The sequence below is a fragment of the Paenibacillus sp. ACRRX genome (assembly GCF_022346885.1).
Classification (GTDB): Bacteria; Bacillota; Bacilli; order Paenibacillales; family Paenibacillaceae; genus Paenibacillus_B.
This window is the reverse complement of record NZ_JAKRNK010000001.1, coordinates 703,864-724,615: the sequence shown is the minus strand read 5'-3', so window position 1 is coordinate 724,615 and position 20,752 is coordinate 703,864. Positions and strand designations below refer to the sequence as shown.

At 41.2% G+C, this 20,752-nt stretch carries 21 protein-coding genes and 1 riboswitch; of the genes, 1 reads left to right on the top strand and 20 read right to left on the bottom strand.

Going from position 1 to position 20,752, the window contains the following annotated elements; all coding sequences use genetic code 11:
• Positions 1-55: 55 nt before the first annotated feature.
• The 20 genes from ccsB to MH117_RS03105 all read right to left on the bottom strand — a co-directional run bounded on the left by ccsB (position 56) and on the right by MH117_RS03105 (position 18,720).
• Complete coding sequence (ccsB, locus tag MH117_RS03200) at positions 56-1,309, bottom strand: c-type cytochrome biogenesis protein CcsB (protein WP_285102932.1); 1,254 nt, start codon at positions 1,307-1,309, stop codon at positions 56-58.
• Complete coding sequence (gene resB / locus MH117_RS03195; protein ID WP_239327194.1) at positions 1,306-2,979, bottom strand: cytochrome c biogenesis protein ResB; 1,674 nt, start codon at positions 2,977-2,979, stop codon at positions 1,306-1,308. Before resB ends, ccsB begins: the two co-directional genes overlap by 4 nt.
• Before the next feature lie 21 nt (positions 2,980-3,000).
• Positions 3,001-3,525 carry a thiol-disulfide oxidoreductase ResA gene (gene resA, locus MH117_RS03190; RefSeq protein WP_239327193.1) on the bottom strand — a complete coding sequence of 175 codons (525 nt, stop codon included), beginning with the start codon at positions 3,523-3,525 and terminating at the stop codon, positions 3,001-3,003.
• 150 nt (positions 3,526-3,675) lie between these two features.
• Positions 3,676-4,425: a pseudouridine synthase gene (locus MH117_RS03185; protein WP_239327742.1), complete on the bottom strand. Its 750-nt coding sequence runs from the start codon at positions 4,423-4,425 to the stop codon at positions 3,676-3,678.
• Positions 4,426-4,589: 164 nt separating this feature from the next.
• Complete coding sequence (locus tag MH117_RS03180) at positions 4,590-5,123, bottom strand: spore maturation protein (protein ID WP_239327192.1); 534 nt, start codon at positions 5,121-5,123, stop codon at positions 4,590-4,592.
• Between the two features lie 42 nt (positions 5,124-5,165).
• Positions 5,166-5,792 carry a nucleoside recognition domain-containing protein gene (locus tag MH117_RS03175; protein ID WP_239327191.1) on the bottom strand — a complete coding sequence of 209 codons (627 nt, stop codon included), beginning with the start codon at positions 5,790-5,792 and terminating at the stop codon, positions 5,166-5,168.
• A gap of 30 nt (positions 5,793-5,822) precedes the next feature.
• Positions 5,823-7,088, bottom strand: a complete 1,266-nt coding sequence (locus tag MH117_RS03170; protein ID WP_481857224.1) for a D-alanyl-D-alanine carboxypeptidase family protein — start codon at positions 7,086-7,088, stop codon at positions 5,823-5,825.
• 222 nt (positions 7,089-7,310) lie between these two features.
• On the bottom strand, positions 7,311-7,757 hold the full coding sequence (gene ytfJ / locus MH117_RS03165) for a GerW family sporulation protein (RefSeq protein WP_239327189.1): 447 nt from the start codon (positions 7,755-7,757) through the stop codon (positions 7,311-7,313).
• On the bottom strand, positions 7,727-8,413 hold the full coding sequence (locus tag MH117_RS03160) for a DUF2953 domain-containing protein (protein ID WP_239327741.1): 687 nt from the start codon (positions 8,411-8,413) through the stop codon (positions 7,727-7,729). The genes ytfJ and MH117_RS03160 overlap by 31 nt, the downstream gene beginning before the upstream one ends.
• 171 nt (positions 8,414-8,584) lie before the next feature.
• Positions 8,585-9,289, bottom strand: a complete 705-nt coding sequence (locus MH117_RS03155; protein WP_239327188.1) for a metal-dependent hydrolase — start codon at positions 9,287-9,289, stop codon at positions 8,585-8,587.
• Positions 9,289-9,897 carry an SMC-Scp complex subunit ScpB gene (gene scpB, locus MH117_RS03150; RefSeq protein ID WP_239327187.1) on the bottom strand — a complete coding sequence of 203 codons (609 nt, stop codon included), beginning with the start codon at positions 9,895-9,897 and terminating at the stop codon, positions 9,289-9,291. The genes MH117_RS03155 and scpB overlap by 1 nt, the downstream gene beginning before the upstream one ends.
• A complete protein-coding gene (locus MH117_RS03145; protein ID WP_239327186.1) occupies positions 9,866-10,657 on the bottom strand; it encodes a segregation and condensation protein A in 792 nt (263 codons plus the stop codon). Before MH117_RS03145 ends, scpB begins: the two co-directional genes overlap by 32 nt.
• 67 nt (positions 10,658-10,724) lie before the next feature.
• Entirely contained in the window at positions 10,725-11,192 is a 468-nt protein-coding gene (ribH, locus tag MH117_RS03140; protein WP_239327185.1) for a 6,7-dimethyl-8-ribityllumazine synthase, read from the bottom strand.
• A 47-nt stretch (positions 11,193-11,239) separates the two neighbouring features.
• Complete coding sequence (locus MH117_RS03135) at positions 11,240-12,481, bottom strand: bifunctional 3,4-dihydroxy-2-butanone-4-phosphate synthase/GTP cyclohydrolase II (RefSeq protein WP_239327184.1); 1,242 nt, start codon at positions 12,479-12,481, stop codon at positions 11,240-11,242.
• 52 nt (positions 12,482-12,533) lie between these two features.
• Positions 12,534-13,217: a riboflavin synthase gene (gene ribE, locus MH117_RS03130; RefSeq protein ID WP_239327183.1), complete on the bottom strand. Its 684-nt coding sequence runs from the start codon at positions 13,215-13,217 to the stop codon at positions 12,534-12,536.
• Positions 13,218-13,219: 2 nt separating this feature from the next.
• Positions 13,220-14,344, bottom strand: a complete 1,125-nt coding sequence (gene ribD / locus MH117_RS03125; RefSeq protein ID WP_239327182.1) for a bifunctional diaminohydroxyphosphoribosylaminopyrimidine deaminase/5-amino-6-(5-phosphoribosylamino)uracil reductase RibD — start codon at positions 14,342-14,344, stop codon at positions 13,220-13,222.
• 526 nt (positions 14,345-14,870) lie between these two features.
• Positions 14,871-15,022, bottom strand: a riboswitch (FMN riboswitch).
• A gap of 127 nt (positions 15,023-15,149) precedes the next feature.
• Positions 15,150-15,380: a hypothetical protein gene (locus MH117_RS03120; RefSeq protein WP_239327181.1), complete on the bottom strand. Its 231-nt coding sequence runs from the start codon at positions 15,378-15,380 to the stop codon at positions 15,150-15,152.
• Positions 15,381-15,822: 442 nt separating this feature from the next.
• A complete protein-coding gene (locus MH117_RS03115) occupies positions 15,823-16,263 on the bottom strand; it encodes a hypothetical protein (protein ID WP_239327180.1) in 441 nt (146 codons plus the stop codon).
• A gap of 136 nt (positions 16,264-16,399) precedes the next feature.
• A complete protein-coding gene (locus MH117_RS03110; protein WP_239327179.1) occupies positions 16,400-17,371 on the bottom strand; it encodes a tyrosine-type recombinase/integrase in 972 nt (323 codons plus the stop codon).
• 26 nt (positions 17,372-17,397) lie between these two features.
• Positions 17,398-18,720 (bottom strand): DNA sulfur modification protein DndB, encoded by a 1,323-nt coding sequence (locus MH117_RS03105; protein WP_239327178.1) that lies wholly within the window; start codon positions 18,718-18,720, stop codon positions 17,398-17,400.
• A gap of 542 nt (positions 18,721-19,262) precedes the next feature.
• Here MH117_RS03105 and MH117_RS03100 point away from each other — a divergent pair.
• A complete protein-coding gene (locus MH117_RS03100) occupies positions 19,263-20,474 on the top strand; it encodes a hypothetical protein (protein ID WP_239327177.1) in 1,212 nt (403 codons plus the stop codon).
• The last annotated feature ends 278 nt before the right edge of the window (positions 20,475-20,752 follow it).

Sequence of the window (20,752 nt, the reverse complement as noted above, 5' to 3'; positions counted from 1 at the left end):
TTCCAGATCGAAAACATGTGTATTGTTGTATTTTCTAAGTATAAGTCAGGTCACTCTATACACCTGCATAAGAATGCAAACCAGAAATAATAAGATTAACCCCTAACAGCGTAAACATCACAATGATAAATCCAATAACAGACAACCACGAGGACCTCGTGCCTTGGAAACCGCGAGATAAGCGAAGGTGCAAATAAGCACTATAACATAACCAAGTAATCAGCGCCCACACTTCCTTCGGGTCCCAAGCCCAGAATCGAGACCAGGCAATCTGAGCCCAAATCATCGCAAATACAAGTCCGCCGAGCGTAAATATTGGAAAACCAATCGCATTGGATCGATAGCTGATCTCATCAAGATCATCAGGGTCCATCCCTCGCAGCAGCGGCTGAATTCTCTCTGCTATTGGCTTACGAATAAGGAGTCGTATAATCCCGTATAACAGCAATCCGCCTATAAGAGACCAGACAGTCGTGTTTAACTTACGGGCAGCTTGCACACCTTTCATCCAGTCTGGCGCTTCCATTAACGGCAGCGGGATGCCAAGCAGCGGCTTAATATCTGCTGGTTCACTGTTCAGTGGTGCAATAAGCGGCGGCATTGTATACACAGTTGATTCTATTTTACTATTAATTTGGCCCTGCTTGTCAACTTCTTCGACACGTTGATTGATAGTCACTTCATAACCAGCGCCACGATAACTGAATACTACTGCTGTAAAGCCGATAATGACAACGATTAGCACCATAATCATTTCCAGCCACACCTGCGGCCGTTTAGGTGCATCTGGTGCCCAGTTCACGCAGCGGATCAAATGCATTAAGCCGGCAATAAATCCGATCCCAAAAAAAGCGTATCCAAGCGCAACCATCGTTACATGAATTTTGAGCCATACCGAATCCAGTTGTGGAATTAACGGCTGTACTTCACTCGGAAATACGGAAGCATACGCCATAATAATAAAGGCAAGCGGAACCGCAAATACCCCTAGAACAGGTGAACGGTAAATAAGGTACATCACAATAAACGCACCAATGATCATCATCGACAGGAATGACATAAACTCGTACATATTACTTACCGGGATATGTCCTCCGCCAATCCAGCGTGTTATGAAGTATACGATCTGTGCTACAAGTCCAATCAGTGTAATAACAAATGAGATCGTTCCCCATCTGCGCTCATGTACTGCGGGATTCGATTTCTTCTTGTTCCCAGCCATAGCAAATACAAACATAATAAAAGCAATACAGAATAAGAAGAATGCGATTAGATAAGCGTCCTGACTAATTTCCAATAACAACTTCACGCCTTATTCCCCCCACGGTCAATAGCCTTAGCGTCCACTTCCAATTGTGTAGCCTGCAAAACCCGAGCTACTTCATTACGCAATCCAAACCAGTTCTTATTCGTATGCGCTCCAAGGAGCAACTGTTGATCTTCTAATCTGATCCAAATACGACGATGCTGCCAATAGAAGCCCATAACAAGACCTATCATGCTGATCGTTGCTCCTATCCAGACAAACGGCATTGCTGTATCTTTACGAATATTCAAGTAACTGGTCGATTCAGAGATGGATACATCATTCATAGATGCTACTTCAATACGAAGCTTCTTCATGATGTCGCGGTTAATGGCCTCTTCCTGAAAGCGAACTTTGTCTTTCTGCAGCGGGAAGTACATATACGGTTCGCCGCTTTCCGGAAGATTGGGACCCTTGATGACAAATACAAAGGCAGGAGCATTCGGTTCTTGAGTCTTCGTCATCGGTGTCCCTTTCTCATCAAGCGCAAAATCCAAATACTTTTCTCTCAATTCCAGTGTATAAGGACCAACTGTATACTGAGTGTCGGTATTGGACATCTTTACATCAAAAGAACCGAAATTTTCTCCGGTCTTCTGGTCTTTCAGCATTGGCTTGACGGAAATCAGCTTAGGAGTCAGGTCGAAGTCGTACTGATACGCCAATATGCCGTCATATTCAAGTGGGTCATTGACGCGAATATCGTATTTAGTCACTTGCTCCAGCTTCGGTTCTAGTACAGGGTCGTCACAATTGCTCACGCAGCGAAACAATGTTGCCTTAGTCTCAAACAGCTTCGGCATCACCCTGCCTTCTTTCACAAACTGCTCAGGCATTTCCTTATCGCTGTAATATTCCACTGTAAACTTATCATTTTGCAAATAATAAGGTGTGTCCGGAATCGGTCGCGGCTCTCCTTGCGGAAAAGCTGCATAATATTCCATATGCCACCCAGGAATACTCCGAGCAAGCACCGCCAACAAAAATATAATCAGACCAATATGGTTAATATAAGGTCCCCATCGGCTAAAACGATTTTTCTCAGCCATTAAAGCGCCATCATTTTTGGTTATGCGGTATCTCTTCTTGCGCAGAGCTTGCTCTGTGTCATGCAGCCATTGCTTTGTATCTACGGTTAACTCGTGTTCATATACGATACGCTGACGTTTCAAAAATTGATCATGCTTCCTGACTTTCTGCTTGTGCAAAGCACGATAAAGCGGAAGCACCCTGTCAAGACTGCATATGACTAGCGAGGAACCAATCATTACTAACAATGTAATAAACCACCATGACTCGTATGTATGCGACAAACCTAACAAATAGTAAATATGACCCAGTGTACCGTATGTTGTTTTGTAATATTGTGAAGCATCCACATTGACAAATTGGCTTTCTTGAGGATAAATTGTCCCAAGCGAAGATCCAACTAATGTAATCACAATCAATATAACAGCAATCTTGACAGACGAGAAAAAATTCCACACTGAATCGATGAGGCCGGGACTGGCTTTTTGCGACTTTCTCGCTACACCGTCATACCTCATCTCCAGTATCGAATTATTTGCGTCATCGTCATACAATGGCTTGCCACACGCTTCACACAATACAGTACCAACCGCATTTTGATGGCCGCATTCACATTTTGTATTTTGAAATGATGTAAGAACCACAATTCGCTCCTCCCTGGCAACTTAAGATCCGATCATCTGCTTAATGTAAGTATCCAACTCATTAGCGGTTACCTCACCAAGCTTGATCGCATGAACTTTACCATCCGGATTCACAAAAAACGTGGTAGGCAGCGGGCGAATACCAAAGGCTTTGGAGGCGGTCTTCTTACGGTCCAGCCACATCGGAAAATGAACCCCCATTTGACTGGCATAGTTGTTAACGACCAAATAATCTTCTCCATAGTTAACACCGATAATTTCTACACCTTTGTTCTTCCACTGGTCATAAGCACTCTGCAAAGCTGGCATCTCGCGCTTACATGGCTCGCACCAAGAGCCCCAAAAGTTCAGCACAACGGCTTTACCTTTGAGGTCCGACAAGGTGCGTACCTCACCATTTAACTGCTGAAGCTTAATATCGGGAACAGTACTTCCAACTACAGGAACTTCTTCAGACTTGAATAAAGCAGAGCCGATCGCTGAACCGCCAAGCACAAGTATAAATGCGAGAATGACGATTTGGACGACTTTGTTCCTTTTTCCCATAGCACATCGTCCTTTCTATGACTTTTTTCACATCTAGGCGGTTAACTTGCAACAATTTGATTACACCATTAACGTCCATTATAATCCAATTCAAGTCAGCCATTTCTTCCTCAATATGAAAATTATGTGTCATAGATTGTACGAAACTTCCTATTTATCTCCAGATATTGTCTTAATCGACTGTTTCAGTTCATTTATTTCAGATTTCGTCAGCAGGCGATGTTTACCACGAGCTAAACCATGCAGCGTTATATTCCCAAACTGAACCCGTCTTAATCGAATAACTTTATGGCCGATTGCTTCAAACATTCGGCGGACCTGTCGGTTGCGTCCTTCATAGATAATGATACTGATCGTGGCTTCATTCTTCTCTATATCTACATCGTGGTATTCCACTTCCGCAGGCTGAGTCATGCCATCTTCCAGCATAATGCCGTGTTTAAGCTTCTCAAGTGCATCGCCATGGGGAACACCTTTGACCGTTGCCCAATAGATCTTGCCCACGTGATGACGAGGGTGCGTCAAGCGGTTAGCTAGCTCGCCGTCATTGGTAAACAGCAGCAATCCCTCTGTGTCATAATCAAGCCGACCAATCGGATACACACGAGTTTTGATGCCTTTAATAAAGTCTTTTACTGTCTTGCGACCTTCGGGGTCTGACATACTCGTAATAACTCCCTTAGGTTTATGAAGAGCAACGACGATTTTGTCCGCCTGCGCCAATTTGTTGATCGGACGTCCATTAACGGTAATGATATCCTTTCGAGGATTCGCTTTAATACCAAGCGTTTCTACCGTTTCGCCGTTAACCTGCACCTTTCCTTCAAGAATATATTGTTCACACTTGCGGCGTGACGCAACACCCGCGTTTGCCATAATTTTCTGTAGACGTTCTTCCATTTGTGTCATTCACCTCACAACTATGATATCCGTTTGTGAACGATACCACAAGTTAATCGTTCAAAAACTTGTCGAAATGCAAAACAAAGGGCAAACTCCTGCTTTACTAGGAGTCTGCCCGATCTAAAATACCTTATAAGTGCGTAAACAATCTTCTTTATATTTTATGTAAATATAATCATACATATCACTATCGCTGCCACAAAACCAACCATATCCGAAAACAGTCCTACTTTTAAAGCGTATCTCCCTTTGCGTATGCCTACGGCACCAAAATAAACGGTTAAGACATATAACGTGGTATCCGTACTCCCTTGTATCGTGGAGGCAATGCGACCAATTAAGGAGTCAGCACCGAATGTCTTAATTAGATCCGTTGTAAAAGCTAGCGAGCCAGCACCTGTGATCGGACGCAGGAATGCAAGCGGCATGACTTCTCCAGGAACCCCAAACATATCAAGCAGCGGTCTCATCAAGCCTACGATCCAATCCATCGCACCGGATGCCCGAAATACACTGATGGCAACCATCATGCCAACGAGAGTAGGAATAATATTAATGGAGGTCTGGAACCCGTCTTTTGCCCCTTCTACAAACGACTCATATACCGGAACTCTTCGAAAGTAAGCATATAAAGGAATAAATACAATGATAGCAGGTATCGCCCACGTCGATATCGTAGAAATTAACGCGTACACGGATATCCTCCCTCTCTTGAAAATCGTCGGCGCTCTTATGTCCTAACCAACCGCTGCCTGATCTTGTTGAGGTAGTGAAGGTATGATTGGCGGTTTATGCCTGCTTCTGTACCAGCGATCCGCCAAAATAGCCGCTATCGTTGCAATAATCGTAGCAATTAACGTCGTTCCAACAATCTCGGCTGGATGAGCAGAACCAAAATTCATTCTGATGGCAATCAATGTTGTCGGGATTAACGTTATACTGGACGTATTTATGGCTAGCAGCGTGCACATGGCAGGAGAGGCAACAGACTTATCCGGATTAATCTTTTGAAGCTCCTGCATAGCACGAATGCCCATCGGTGTCGCTGCATTGCCAAGGCCCAGCAAATTAGCACTCATGTTTGACATAATAAAACCCAATGCCGGATGATTGCGGGGTACATCAGGAAACAAATATCGCACAACCGGGCCGAGTAACTTCGCCAGTCTTTGCAGCAGTCCTGCATCCTCAGCTATTCGCATCATTCCCAGCCAAAATACCATAATGCTAATTAAGCCAAAACTAACGCTAACCCCTGTTTTTGCACCATCAAATACCGCTTCGGTTACGACTTCAACACGCCCTTGCGCTGCCGCTGCTACAAAGCCTACTACTAGCATAAAGATCCAGATTACGTTGATCATCAATATCTCCTCCCCCAGCAACTCCTCAATCTATGCTCCCAGTCGAAACAATTCAACGACCACAGTTTGAAATTGCTGCAGCCAGCCTTGCATTTCAGCTGCATCTTGAGACAGTTGATTTGAACGTTCTATAGATGTCACTTGCTCCGCCTCACTTGGCTGATTGCTCGATTGTGATGGATTTTTCGTGTCTACAAGCGGTACATTGCCTACTTCTGTATTTTCTAAAAACACTTTCAAATGTCCCCGGTACCCTAGCTGATAATCGAGACTGTGCTGCTTATGCAAGTCAACTTTAAACGTTGTCTGTGCGCGCTCTTGATCCGACAAAGGATACCTCCAGTCCCGAACCGTCTGCAGCGGATATCCTTTCACTTTCTGACCTTTATCTACTACTGTATATAACGGGTAGGTGGCAAATCCGTAATCTAACATCTTTTCGTGATCCACCCAATCTGATCCATCATTTAACGTCACGGCAGCCAACTGCTGGCCATTGCGTGTTGCAGAACTTACGAGGCAGCGTAAAGCCTTTTTCGTGTAGCCTGTCTTCACTCCGTCCGCACCTTCATACAATCGGAGCATTTTATTTTTGTTAGCCCATTTGTAATCCCATTGATCATTAGGATTAGGAGCGACTTTCACTTTGGTCTTCACGATTTCACGAAACGTAGCGTTTTGTAGTGCATACGCGCTCAGTCGTGCCAAATCATTAGCAGTCGTGTAGTGACCAGGCTCGTCCAGACCATGGGGATTACGAAATTGTGTGTGTTCCAATCCTAATTCCTCTGCCTTTTGATTCATTAAATAAACAAAACCTTCCTCTGATCCCCCTACGTGCTCAGCAATTGCTGTAGCCGCATCGTTGCCAGATCTCAGCATTAATCCGTAAAGCATGTGATGAAGTGACATTTCCTCACCTAGTCGCAAATATATAGATGATCCCTCTTTAGCATATGCTTGTTTGCTCGTCTTCACTTTAGCCTGCAGTTTGCCTGCTTCAATCGCTATGATAGCCGTCATTACCTTCGTCGTACTAGCCATAGGCAGCTCTATATCACCGTTTTCACTATGGAGAATTCGTCCTGTAGTTACGTCAATGAGAGCAGCAGCTCGCGCATTTGTGTCCGGCTTGGCTACTGGGTTCTTCTCCTGCTTCTCTTGCTGCTCCTGCAAAGCACTTAACGTATAGGAGTTTGCATACACTTTTTCACCCATATACAGAGGGCATATCGTCAAGCTTAGTAAAGTTAAGCTAAGCAGAATACTGTTCCATTTGTAATTTCTTCGCAACATATAATCCTCCTTCATCTTCCAGACAACCATACGAAGTTACTCCATATGTATGCAGACAAACTGGCAGGTATGTCCAACAGTTAAGTGATACTTCTAATTGAACACAGATTCTCCGTCAAGCAATCGGCAAAAAGCGCCAATTCGCACTGCGCGGCATCCCGCTTGAATGCAACGGACATGTGCGGCGTGTGTGCAGCAATTGACGCTAAACTTGTTAATTCGTCATGGAATGATGATATCATCCGATACTGGTTTCTCTTGTTTACTTTGACGCTTAAACATGGCTTCAATGCGATCAATGACATGTGGTGCAGAGTCAATTAATTTTTCTAGCAGATGCGTCTGATTGTCCACAGATACGACTTGTACGCCGTGCTTCCCTACAACTAAAAAAGCGATTGGATTAATGTACACACCGCCCCCACTTCCACCGCCAAACGGCTTCGTATGGTTCTGGTTGCCTGCATGTTCACCACGATGATCCCCTTTACTTTCCACGCGGAAGTCGCTACCTCCAGCAGCGAAACCTATTCCAACACGGCTTATTGGTAGAATAACGCTTCCGTCTGGTGTCTGCACGGGATCGCCAACGATTGCATTAACATCAACCATAGCCTTTATATTTTCAAGAGCGGCCCTCATGAGGCCTTCGATTGGATGATCCGCCATGGCCTTAATCCTCCTTCTACCCGCATCATGCGGTATATAAGCACAAGAACTGCTCCTATAGCTTGTGACACACGAATACGGCTTATACAAACGACTCTAGTGGAAAAATAAGGGGTATTAAAATGCGGGACCACTTCTAATCGCGGCATGTCCGTAAATCGAAAATAACGTGTCATGATCCCCGTAATCATTGTGGTCGCACTCCACGTCAGTCCGGACAAAATGGCTGTATCGGGTGCCCGTCCCGCTCCCACCTCAGTATCCCATATAAACTGTGTCACCTTTATTTTGAAAAATGTTTCTTTTAGCCACTGCGATATTCCGTAAATATGCTTCTTCCACAGTTCCACCCAATCTACAGCTCGTCTTATTTTCTGTTTGTTGACATTATCCTGATAACTGCCAGCATGACCTGTCCCAAAGTTATCTTTATGCTGAACGCCTAAATTAAATCCCTCCTCCATCCCTTTGAATTGGATGGACTTAATCTCATAACGCCAACGTATAATGCCATGCCACACCCGAACGCCTATCCATATTCGCTCGTAACGACCCGATTTATGTATTAGTAATTTAATTTCTATATTAGACATCAAAATACTTATCACGAGCAAAGCAAGGACGAACACAAACAATAACAAGATCAACACCCACATATTCACGAAAACACCTCCCTTTTCCATGCTAACCGTATTATGACCTTCCATCGCATACAACATTCGTCAATGGTGTCCTGACAGCACAAAAAACCCAATGCAAAAAGGGCCTAAGAGCCCCAAATACATTGGGAATAATAAATCTATATGAGGTACAATAATGTGACTGAATTAATTCACAGACCAATCTGCCGTATTTAACGTCTGTCCAGGCTCCATGTAGTGGCCCTGAATACAGGAATGAGCCAGTTGTTCCACAAAAGCACGACCATCTTGTTGAATAGGTGGAAACGTATTGTAATGTACGGGTACCACATGCTTAGCCTGTACCCATTTAGCCGCTTGCAGCGCATCTACTGGGTCCATCGTAAAGAAGCTGCCGATTGGGAGAAATGCGATATCCGGCTTGTATCGCTCACCGATTAACTTCATATCACTAAACAAGGCAGTATCACCTGCATGGTATATAGTCATCCCATCTATCTGCATTACAATGCCAGCAGGATTGCCCATGTACACATTTTGACCATCAACCGAGTAAGAAGAACTATGCAGCGCAGGAACCCATTTGATATGACCAAATGACAACTCTGCTCCACCACCAAGATTCATTCCGATGGTCGAATGAACACCCTGCTTAGACATAAAGTCAGCTAATTCCACAATAGCCACAACGGTTGCTTCATTATGGTTAGCAATTGCTGCGGCATCCTCAATATGATCGCCATGTCCGTGCGTGAGCAGGATAGTGTCCACTTTAATATCGACTGCCTGAACGGTAGCCGATGGATTGCTCGTCAAAAAAGGATCGATGATCAAACGATGCTTGTCGCTTTGAATTTCCACACAAGCATGTCCGTGGAATGTACACCGCATTATTTTTCGCCCCCTACATCTTCAATTGTTAACTGCCTGCCTTCTAACTTCTCGAACAGCAGTTGGGTTTCCTCCTCCAAACCTTCCGTTCGTTCAAATTCAGATGCCTCCGGCAGCTCGGATAAGTTAGACAATCCAAAATAATCAAGGAAAGATTTTGTAGTTCCATATAGAATCGGCCGCCCTATAGCTTCAGCACGACCTACCTCTTCGATTAGATCCTTATTCACTAATGTTTGAATGGCACGATCTGATTTTACACCCCGCACTTCTTCAATTTCTACGCGTGTAATCGGTTGACGGTAGGCTACAATGGACAGCGTTTCAAGAGCAGCTTGTGACAACGACGAGCGAGACGGTGAATAGGCCATTCGTTCAAAGTAAGGGACATGCTCAGGCAAAGTTGTAAAATGGAACATACCAGCGATTTCCACCAGTTGAATCCCACGCTTGGCACGCTCCAGATCCCCTTTCAAATCATGCAACGCCTCTTCAACCACTTCTGCGCGAATTTCGGTAATTTCGGCCAAGTGTTTTAAACTTAGCCCTTCCTCACCAACCATAAATAGCAAGCCCTCAATAATCGACTTCAACGTCTGAAATTCCATCCGACTCCAACTCCCCGTGCCATTGAATCACAATGTCTTCAAATAATTGATCTTGGTAACAACGAATCTGTTTCAGCTTCATCAATTCCAACAGAGCTAAAAAAGTCACTACAATTTCATGCCGCGACATCTCCTGATGCAATAAATTGGAAAACATTACTTTAGAGCCTTTACCCGAAGGCTTTAAAATCGTAACGATGTCCCTTATGCGATCTTTAACCGATATCTCATCACGATGAATAGTAGCGACTTGCGTTCTTCTGACCGCCTTACGAAGCGCACGCTGAAAGGCCTGTATCAAATCGTCCACATGCAAACCTTCCACCGGATTGCTTGGAGTGCTCGGTAGAAAAGGTGTTAAGTCCTCCGCTTCCTTTGAAAAGATTAAACTCCGCTCCGTCTCTTTTTCGCGCAAATGTTCTGCAATTCCTTTGTACTTACGATATTCAATCAGCTTTCGAATAAGCTCTTCACGCGGATCATATTCTTCTTCCTCATACTCAGGGAAGTCTTCCCAGTCCATGACTGGAGGCTTGGGCAGCAGCTGCTTCGACTTCATCGATAATAGCGTTGCTGCCATGACAAGGAATTCACTCGTAACCTCTAGCTCAAGCTCATGCATGCTGTGTAAGTATTCGAGATATTGATCTGTAATCTCACTAATCGAGATATCCTGAATATTAATCTCAGCTTTATCGATCAAATGGAGCAGCAAGTCGAGCGGCCCTTCGAACGATTGTAATTTATATGTAACGGACAACCGATAAAACCTCCTGAAATAAAAAACAAATGTAGCACCCTAAAAAGGGTACTACATTAACTAAGCACTATTTTAACTGTTTCGTCAAGTTTGCCATCTCAATTGCGGTCGCAGCAGATTCCCAGCCTTTATTTCCTGCTTTTGTTCCAGCACGTTCAATGGCCTGTTCGATCGTATCCGTCGTTAACACACCAAACACAGTAGGCACGCCTGTCTTTAAGCCAATCTGTGCAACTCCCTTGGCTGCCTCGTTGCATACGAAGTCAAAATGCGGCGTCGCACCTCGGATAACCGCTCCCAGCGTGATGACAGCATCGTATTTCCCACTTTCAGCCATCTTTTGAGCAATTAATGGTATTTCAAATGCACCAGGCACCCAAGCGACGTCAATTTCTTCATCTTTAACTCCATGTCGCTTTAAGGCATCCAACGCACCTGATACAAGCTTCGATACGATAAATTCATTAAACCGACCAGCAACGATTCCATATTTTAATCCTTCTGATACTAAATGTCCTTCGAATATGTGTGGCATGTTGTATCCTCCTCAAAATTAGCTCGATATTATGGGAAAATCAAAATCTATACGTTAGCACTTTCATCTTGCTCCACGTTATCAAAAGTCAACATGTGACCTAGTTTAGCTTGCTTCGTATGCAAATATTTTGTGTTGTCTTCATTTGCTGCCATCTGAATAGGAACTCGCTCCACGATCTTTAGCCCATAACCTTCCAGTCCTTTAATTTTACGCGGATTGTTTGTCATAAGCCTGATTTGTCTCACGCCAAGATGTTTGAGCATTTGTGCACCTATTCCATAATCACGCAGATCAGGTGGAAATCCCAATTTCAAATTAGCATCGACGGTGTCATAGCCTTGCTCTTGCAGCTTATAAGCTTTTAACTTGTTAATTAGACCAATGCCGCGCCCTTCTTGACGCATATAGAGTAGGACACCTGTACCCTCCTCCTCGATATTACGAAGCGCAGCTTCAAACTGTGGTCCGCAATCACAACGATGAGAATGGAACACATCACCTGTCAAGCATTCCGAATGTACCCGAACCAGTATCGGCTGAGAGGAATCAATCTCTCCTTTTACCAATGCAACATGCTCTTTGTTGTCTACCTCATTCGTAAAAGCGACTACGCGGAATTGACCAAAATCAGTAGGCATGTTCACCTCTACTTCTTGCTTAACTAGATTTTCTGTTTCGTTGCGATATTGAATAAGATCTTGGATACTGATCAACTTCATATTGTGCTCTTTCTTAAATTCCACCAGATCTGGGAGGCGCGCCATCGATCCGTCTTCTTTCATAATTTCACAGATCACACCTGCAGGTGCTGATCCACACATCCGAGCTAAATCAACCGCTGCCTCTGTATGACCTGCGCGTCTCAGCACGCCGCCTTTTTTCGAAATCAATGGGAAAATATGACCTGGTCTTCTGAAATCTGCTGCTTTCGCGGCAGGATCAATTAAAGCCAAAATCGTCTGGGACCGCTCATGGGCAGATATTCCTGTAGATGTATCTGCATGATCAATCGATACCGTAAATGCCGTACCATGATTATCCGTATTGTGAGTGACCATAGGGGGCAGCTCGAGCTCATCGGCACGTTCAGGTGAAATGGGCACGCATACTAGTCCGCGACCTTCGGTTATCATAAAATTAATCACTTCTGGTGTTGCCTTATCTGCTAATGCAAGAAAGTCGCCTTCGTTCTCCCGATCCTCATCGTCCACCACAATGATGACTTTCCCCTCTATTAAATCGTTAATCGCTTCTTCAATGGAATCAAAACGAACTTGGTCGTCCATAAGTAGCCGCCCCTTTCCTATATAACGGGTGTTGTGTATTTTCATTATGGAATCAGATAAATCCATTTTCAGCTAAGAAAGCAGTACTAATAGTAGATGGCTTGGCGACAGATGTATTAGAAGTATTATGGCCCCCTATTCCTGAACCATAACGAAGCAGATGCTCCACATATTTACCAAGAATGTCACATTCGATATTCACCGTATCACCAGGCTGCTTTTTCTCTAGAGCAGTCTGTGCTAATGTATGCGGAATAATCGATACCGCAAAGCCGTCCTCGTTTGCCCGAACAAGCGTCAGACTGATGCCATCAATTGTAATAGAGCCTTTTGGAATCAAATACCGCTCCAAATCAGACTCTTCTGTTCGGAAATCAAACACAATCGCATTTGCATCCGGTGTCCGCCGTGTAATGACTGCAACCCCATCCACATGTCCTTGTACGATGTGACCCCCGAACCGCCCATTCGCAGCCATCGCCCGCTCCAAATTAACGGGCTGTCCAGGGCTTAAGTCTTTCAGATTCGTATGTCGAAAAGTTTGCGGCATCACATCAACGCAGAACGACGAGTTGTCAAAAGAAGTAGCTGTCAAACAGACGCCATTAACCGCAATGCTATCTCCCAGCCCAATTCCTGCAAGCACTTTGGAGGCTTTAATACGTAATACCATCGCCTCTCCACGCTTAGTGACAGATTGCATCGTCCCAATTTCTTCAATCAATCCTGTAAACACAGCTATTCCTCCCTTCCCTCTTGCTCTTGCCGAACCGGCAGACCGCTAATGATAACATTATCACCCAGCGTCTCCACGCTTATTTGTTCCAAGCAGTAAGCATCACTCATCTTTGCGGGTCCTGGGAAAATAAAGCTCCCAGGCGCATCCTTATGCCCTACTATTTTGGGCGCAATCATAAGAACCACTTGATCGATCAAGCCTGCTTCCAACATAGAACCATTCAGGTGGCCACCGCCTTCCAATAAGATGGAGCTGATTTCGCGCTGACCGCAAGCTTCTATCGCCTTACGTACATCCACACGGTCTCCTTCATTTATCCGAATAACCGTTACTCCATTACGTTCAAGTGCTGCCGCACGATCCTGATCTGCTGTGATCGTGGTAAGTACCCAGGTCTGGGCCGACTTGTCGCTGACTACTTTAGCACTTAGTGGCAATCTCAACTTGGAGTCCACGATCATACGGATGGGGTTCAGTCCTTGTACAGACAAACGAGTCGTCAATGAAGGATCATCCTGCAAAACTGTTCCGATGCCTACCATAATGGCTTGATGGCGATGGCGCAGCGTGTGCACTACTTCCCTTGCCTGCTCATTCGTAATCCATTGACTGTGCCCTTCATGTGTAGCAATCTTGCCGTCCAATGTCTGCGCCGTTTTAAGTGTGACATAAGGTAATCCTGTCGTGATGTATTTGGCAAACTTCTCGATAATCCGGTACGCCTCTAGTGCTAATACCCCTACCTTGACCTCAATTGCTTGTTGGCGCAGCAATGTTAAGCCACTGCCAGCGACGACAGGATTGGGATCTGTACACGCGACCACTACCCGCTTCACACCTGCCTCCATTAGACGCAAGCTGCATGGTGGAGTCTTGCCGAAATGACTGCATGGCTCAAGTGTCACATAGGCAGTACCACCCTCAGCACGTGATCCAGCCATCTGTAGAGCGTGAACTTCAGCATGGCCCTCTCCTCGCCTCAGATGCGCTCCCATGCCAACAATCTGACCGTCATTAACGATAACGCAGCCCACAGCAGGATTGATACCGGTCTGGCCGATTACCCGTTCCGCCAGCTCGATCGCAAGCTTCATATAAAATTCATCGTTGATTACGGTGTGCATAACATCCTCCTTGACTAGAGTTGCTCATCGAATTGAATCTGGAATGGAATCACACTAAGCTGACACTAAACTAAGATCTGCCAACTCGCCTACATCAGCCGTTAGCTCTTAGGATTCCATGAACAGTGGCATTCATGTACGACCTCCCTCTCCATCCACTTGTTAACACTGCACGAAAGAATGAAAAACAAAAAGCCCTCCGGATAACCTCCGAAGGGCGCATAGGAAATATATAGACTCAGGCACGTATTCTCTCCCACAATAAAGAAGTCCAGCCTCAAAACATGGACATAAGGATTAATGTCACCTTATCTGTCTCCTAGAGAATAGAACAAAAGAAAGCTCTAATCCCTAACAAAGAGCGACACAAAGGATACAACAATATAAACTTCCATACAAAATGAAATAGGGAAGCATCCTCTATTCTTTTTGTGAAAAAAAACACGTTGCACAGCTAAATAAAAGGCTGCTCAGATGTATTCGCTTGATGAGAATACGACTGTCCCCTATTATAAAACTGCATCCTGACTCCCTTCTCCCATCCAGACTATACTGTCGGCTCTGGAGTCTCACCAGATCCACCGCTTGAGGTTATCCTCTTACGGGTCACGGACTGAGAATAAGCTATGCTTATTCAACACCGCCGGTCGGGAATTGCACCCTGCCCTGAAGGTTTGTACAGTTATTGCTATTAAATTGCTTACTTTATGAGATTATCACCCTGTCAACAAAAAATCAAGACCATCCCCCCTCTTGATTATCTAAGTTATATGTACCTTAACTTTGCAAGTCAATTCCAAAAAAATTATGCTCTCTTTCCAGCATAGTGACCAGCAACATAATCAACTAAGCTGAAGTACAAGGAGGAAGAGGGAATTAAATCTTTGTTCATCGGTCTATTATTAGATTTGTATAATATAATTGATTTTTTATTTTTATAAAGATATTGATCAAGTGATTTCTCATCTCTAAAAGTTAAAAAAACGGTCTCATTCTGTTCATTTCTGATCTTCGTGTATATTTTATGTTGTGACATGTTACCCTCCTATAATTTATATGTAACTTATTATTTTTTCATTTTTTATTTTATTACTTAGTGTAGTAATTAATAAATATTCAGCTGAAGTTAAGTTAAAATCAGAATCTGGCATGTATACATGCTCTAAACATTTATTTAATATTTCGTACAATACAATTGTATCATCTAAATCAAACTTTACTTCTACAGTGATATCGCATTTCAGTTGTACACTCAATTTCATCACTCTTTTCAATATTGTATTTAGGCTCCTCATGTTCTGCTTCAGACTTAGTATTTGCGTTTTGTTTGTAATAGTTCAAAATGTCATCCACTGTCTTCATATATGTATCACCTTTAAATTTTTTATTTTCTAAATTGATCATACCACGAATTTAAAGTTATGTTTTAAACTAAACTTATAATTTTTTAAAACTATATTTGATCATTTATTCATATTTTATATATCAATTAACCAGTTTGCTTTAACTATTTTCCTCAAACTGTTATACCAGGCATCATTATTTAGCAAGTAGTATATTTTTTCTAAACTGATTTCGTTATTTTCAAGTTTAATATAAAGTTTTTCCATAATCCATTCCTCATTTTCCTCATAAAATAATCCGTCCATTGCATTTTTTAAATCATTCTGCGCTAAATCTAAAAAATCCTTTAAGCTAATCATCTCATTTCTTAACTTCCAATCACGAAAATCATCAGTAGTAGATACGACATCGTCGATATTACCATTAAAAAGTAAAATCCATTGTTGAACATCTTGTTCGTCTCGAATTAAAAATTGTAGCTTCTTAATTAAAGGATCGCTTTTATTCAATCCACAAATTATCATGATTGAGGCTATAAATCGCTGTTGTTTGCTAATCTCGCTGTCACTTACCAAACTTATTTCCCCCTACATATATGTAATGATTTGCAATAAAAAGTCATCCACCTTGTTATTAAATATCATTTCCATTTTAATCACAATACTACCATATTTTATTTTTAATAGTCAATATAAAATATCCTAGCTTGAACTAGGATATTTTATATAACTCTTTTAATTGAGTCAGATTCAGAAATTCGGCTTTAATACGATAAATGGACTGATCAGACTTCTCTTGAAATTGCCTAAACACAACCTCATATTCATGATCACCTAATTCACCTGACTGCAAAAAAAGATCCTTTGCTAATGCAAGCATTCCTGAGTAACAAATATTAAACGGTGTAAAATTAGGTTCATTGATTTCCTCGCCTATAACGGACAGTCGTCTATGCACAATGTTTTTCTCTGCCTCATGAAAATGTTCTGTTCGAGTAAAGGCAGTTTTCACCACAAAATCATTGGAAACTAAGGCAGCAGTAGGAGACTTGATATCTTTACTTGCGTTTCCATTTTTCTTCTCATATTCACTTTCTCTTAAAGCCTTCTCGCACAGACTTATACAAGCATCAGAAACTGTAATTATTCTCGATGTGCCATCATCATCTCTTAAACTCAGCTGATTGGTACTAAATAAAATATCACTCTTTTGCAAATTTAGGATTTCACTATTCGCAGTTCCTCTCACTCCATTAAAAAGAAGACTAATAAGCACTGCATCTTGAGCATTCACACATTTATTAATAATTTTGTCCAGTTCTTTGGCTGTCCAATATTTCTTTAATGACTTCATGACGAACTGTTCTTTCCACTCTTTAGCGGTTCCATCCAAAGGATTTAAACCATCCAAATATCCTTCTTCTAATGCCCAATCAATATATTTTGAGACCCAGGTCACATTTGCCTTTGAAGAATAGGCAGTTTTGGGAAGATACAAAAAAAATAATCGCCTAAGCTGTTCACGATTAAACTCAAATAAATCTTTATCCAAATCGAATTCTAATGTCTGCGATACCTTAAACAGCCTCGAAAGTATTTTTTGAGTTGATTCAGCATACTCAGACATAAATGCCAGCTTTGTCTTCTCATTGTATAATCGATCTTCGTATACAATGTTAGCCATGTTCGTCACCGTCCATCATAAAGGTATTAGGCTAATAATTTATCAACACAATGCTCAAAAAATTCTCTTATTTGCCTTTTAATTTTGTTAGAGTTCACTTTCCCTTGTGTTGTCATCAAATCATTATAATCGGAATCTACTTTAGATAAGTTAATACCATTCACTATCCGCACAATCTCATCCACCGGATAATCTTTACCGTATTTATCAAAGAGTTTCTTTGCAATGACAATGTACCCAACAAACGTATTATGGTGATTTACCCAACTCGTTTTGGCAACTTCCTTTGTATGGGTTAAAAACTCTTCCTCAAAAGCAGGAATGAGATAACCAAAAAATTTAGTCAGAACTTCTGTAATATCATACCGGTCTTTATTATTTTGAGGTTGAAAAATACTTTCTATTGACTCCGATAAAATAGAAAAATTAGTTAAATAATTCATCTTTTTATCCAGAGTAGTTTTTATAGAAACTCGTTTTCTCAATTCTGGAATATTCATAAGCTCTTTCGTAACTTGAGAGCCAATACTTTCAGCCATATAGTGCTTTACTAATGTTTTGTCAAAACGATTAACTGTGTTAATCTGACCTAATAAAAATTGTGCCTCCTGCAGCGGATAATGCTTAATCGAGACATTAATAAATCCTTCATACTGAGGATCCTCTTCAAGCACATTTAATATCGCCTGGACTCTATGCATGCCATCTATTAGATTTACTGTCGTTCCTTCTTGAATTGTCAGTTTGCCATCATTATATTGTATATCATCGTGACCATCGACTAAAATATTCAATAATATCGTGTCCGCTTTATACTTTCCCTCTACCATCAGTCGCGATATATTTTTGACACTTTTAAGATTGACGTCAGGCTTTTCAACTATTTCACCATCTTTCCTGACTTTCTTCTTCGACAATCGTTGAGTACTAAAGTTATACGTAATAATCTTAGATTCCCATAATGCTCTTAACTCTTTAAAGCTCATAATTGTAACGTAGTCTCTCCCAGTAGGCGCAGAGATCACATTTTGTAAAGTATAAGGATATGCAGCCTGAAGCTCATCTTCCCTAAAATAAGACAAAGCTTTCTTAATATCCCGAGGCTTGAAATGATGTTGGGGATTCATTCTATCATCATTAGTTACTTCATAAACAGTATTCATAATGACGATAATCTCTTCTTCTGGCAATGAATCTAATATTTCATTGTTAACTAGAATCTCAATAAATGTGGAACGAGGAAAATTATATCCTTCATATAAACGATTATCAATATCCCGCTGCAGTTCTTTATTCTTAACGACATCTGATAACACAGATGAGAGCGCGTCTACTAATTCAATAGTCATGCTTGTTTCTCCTTTGCTTATGTATAAGTTTAATGTCTATTATATCACTTAAAGTGGAAATTATACAAATACGATTTAAATAAATAAAACCTTTTTCTCTAAAAAGCCATAAAAAGTTAATCAAAATAAATACGAACATATGTTTGATATTTTCTAATTTATGATGTAAAATAAATGTACGCCAGATGCCCACGATATTACCCGTTTAGGAGATGAATTGGAATGAGCCAATGCTGCTATGTACACGGTACGGTAGTTTTCCCTTTAATGTTAAAGGTGAATTCTGTATCTCAAGAGAATGCAATTGCCAAAGCTTATGCTATTTTAAATAATGCAAATACACTGAAAGTTGAAATGGACGTACATACTAAATCAGGAAAGTGTCACCTCATCATAGCTGACGAATTTGATTTCTGTTGGGATCGGATAACTACACAACCTTAACGATAACCTGCTATGTTAGCGCATAGCAGGTTGACTTTTTTTATATACTTTTGTTATATTGCAGCCATATCACATCGGAAAAGAAAAGAGGCTTCATTATGTTAAATGTAAAATACAAAGAATACGATATAAATAACAAAGGGAAATATGAATTAATAAAAGAAATGAAACAAGCACTTGATTACTCTTTGCATTATTCAGATGAACGGATTCAATATCTGGAGTCAATTTTGTCTGAACACTCCTGGTTGTCTGATTATTCTTTAACAGAGCAATTTGCTAAGAAACAAGTCAAAGGGAAAACACAACAAATTTCCGAAGGTGATGGATTTTCTCAGCTCCTTGAACAAGTAGCCGACTATCTGTTATTTACTGACTATAAAAACGAGTCGCATAAGCAGCAAATTGAAGCTAACGAAGTTAGTGATTTGAAATTAACCTATCCTACTTTGACTAATAATAAAAAATCTAACAATTTATTGCGTGAGAAAGCACTTGACGACTTAAATGAGACTACGCAACAAGCCACTCTTTACCGCAAGTCAAAAAAGAAAGCATTGCAGGATCGAAAAGTAAGTATGAAAGAAATCAAAAAATCCATATATCTACAACAAATTCATCTGAATATTAACAATCTAGAAAAATCTAAAGCTACGCTAGCAAATCAATTAGCAAGAAGAAAAGTGACAAGACTTATCGGCGATTTGAAGTACGAAATGTTTCTTATGAATGAAATGATCCGAGGTTCATTTTCTTTTGGTGTCTCCAATGGCCGAACCATGTATTGCTGGACTGAGGATACAGGTTATTTACATAACGATGAATATATCCATATTAGTGAAAACAAAATTGATTTGCGTAAAACTGAACATGTTAAAGGGCTAATATATCAATTTGCTGAGCTTAGTACTTTGTATGAAGGCAAGGTAAATGAAATGATGTTTGAAATTTTACGAGATTTTATTCAACTTGTTAATTCAGCTAAGCTATCAACAATAGAACGCACTATACTGCATAACGTGCTACAGCTTGATTTAAGTTATGCATACAAATCATATATTAATGAAGCTAAGTTTTATAAAATAAATAATGATAATATAAATGATATGTTAAAAACAGAAAAGAAATTGAGTTCATTTACGATTAATCCTAAATATGAAATTATTGAACGAGCATCTGCACAGGTCAGTGCAACTCAGGGCAGGCTATATACAACGAGACAAATAAAAAGGTATATCGATAGAATATCAGAAAGGCTTGCTATTACATATAAACAAAGCATAAGAAAGCATTATTTATCGCTTCGATAATTATTTTGGTCAAAAAAATGAGAAAGACCCTATATAGATATGAGAAGGTAAAACAGTAGACAATAAAGAATGAAACATATGTTGATCCTTAAAAAATAAATTATGCATTTTAATTAACTTGAAAGGAGGTGAAGTGAGTGATGTGTATTTATGGATTTACTTAGTTTTATAACATCGTAACATACTCTGTACATGGTCACGAAAGGTATGAAAGAGGTGTACTGATGCTACATCCCCTATTCACTTACATTAAAGGTGTTGCATAACATGCACAGTCG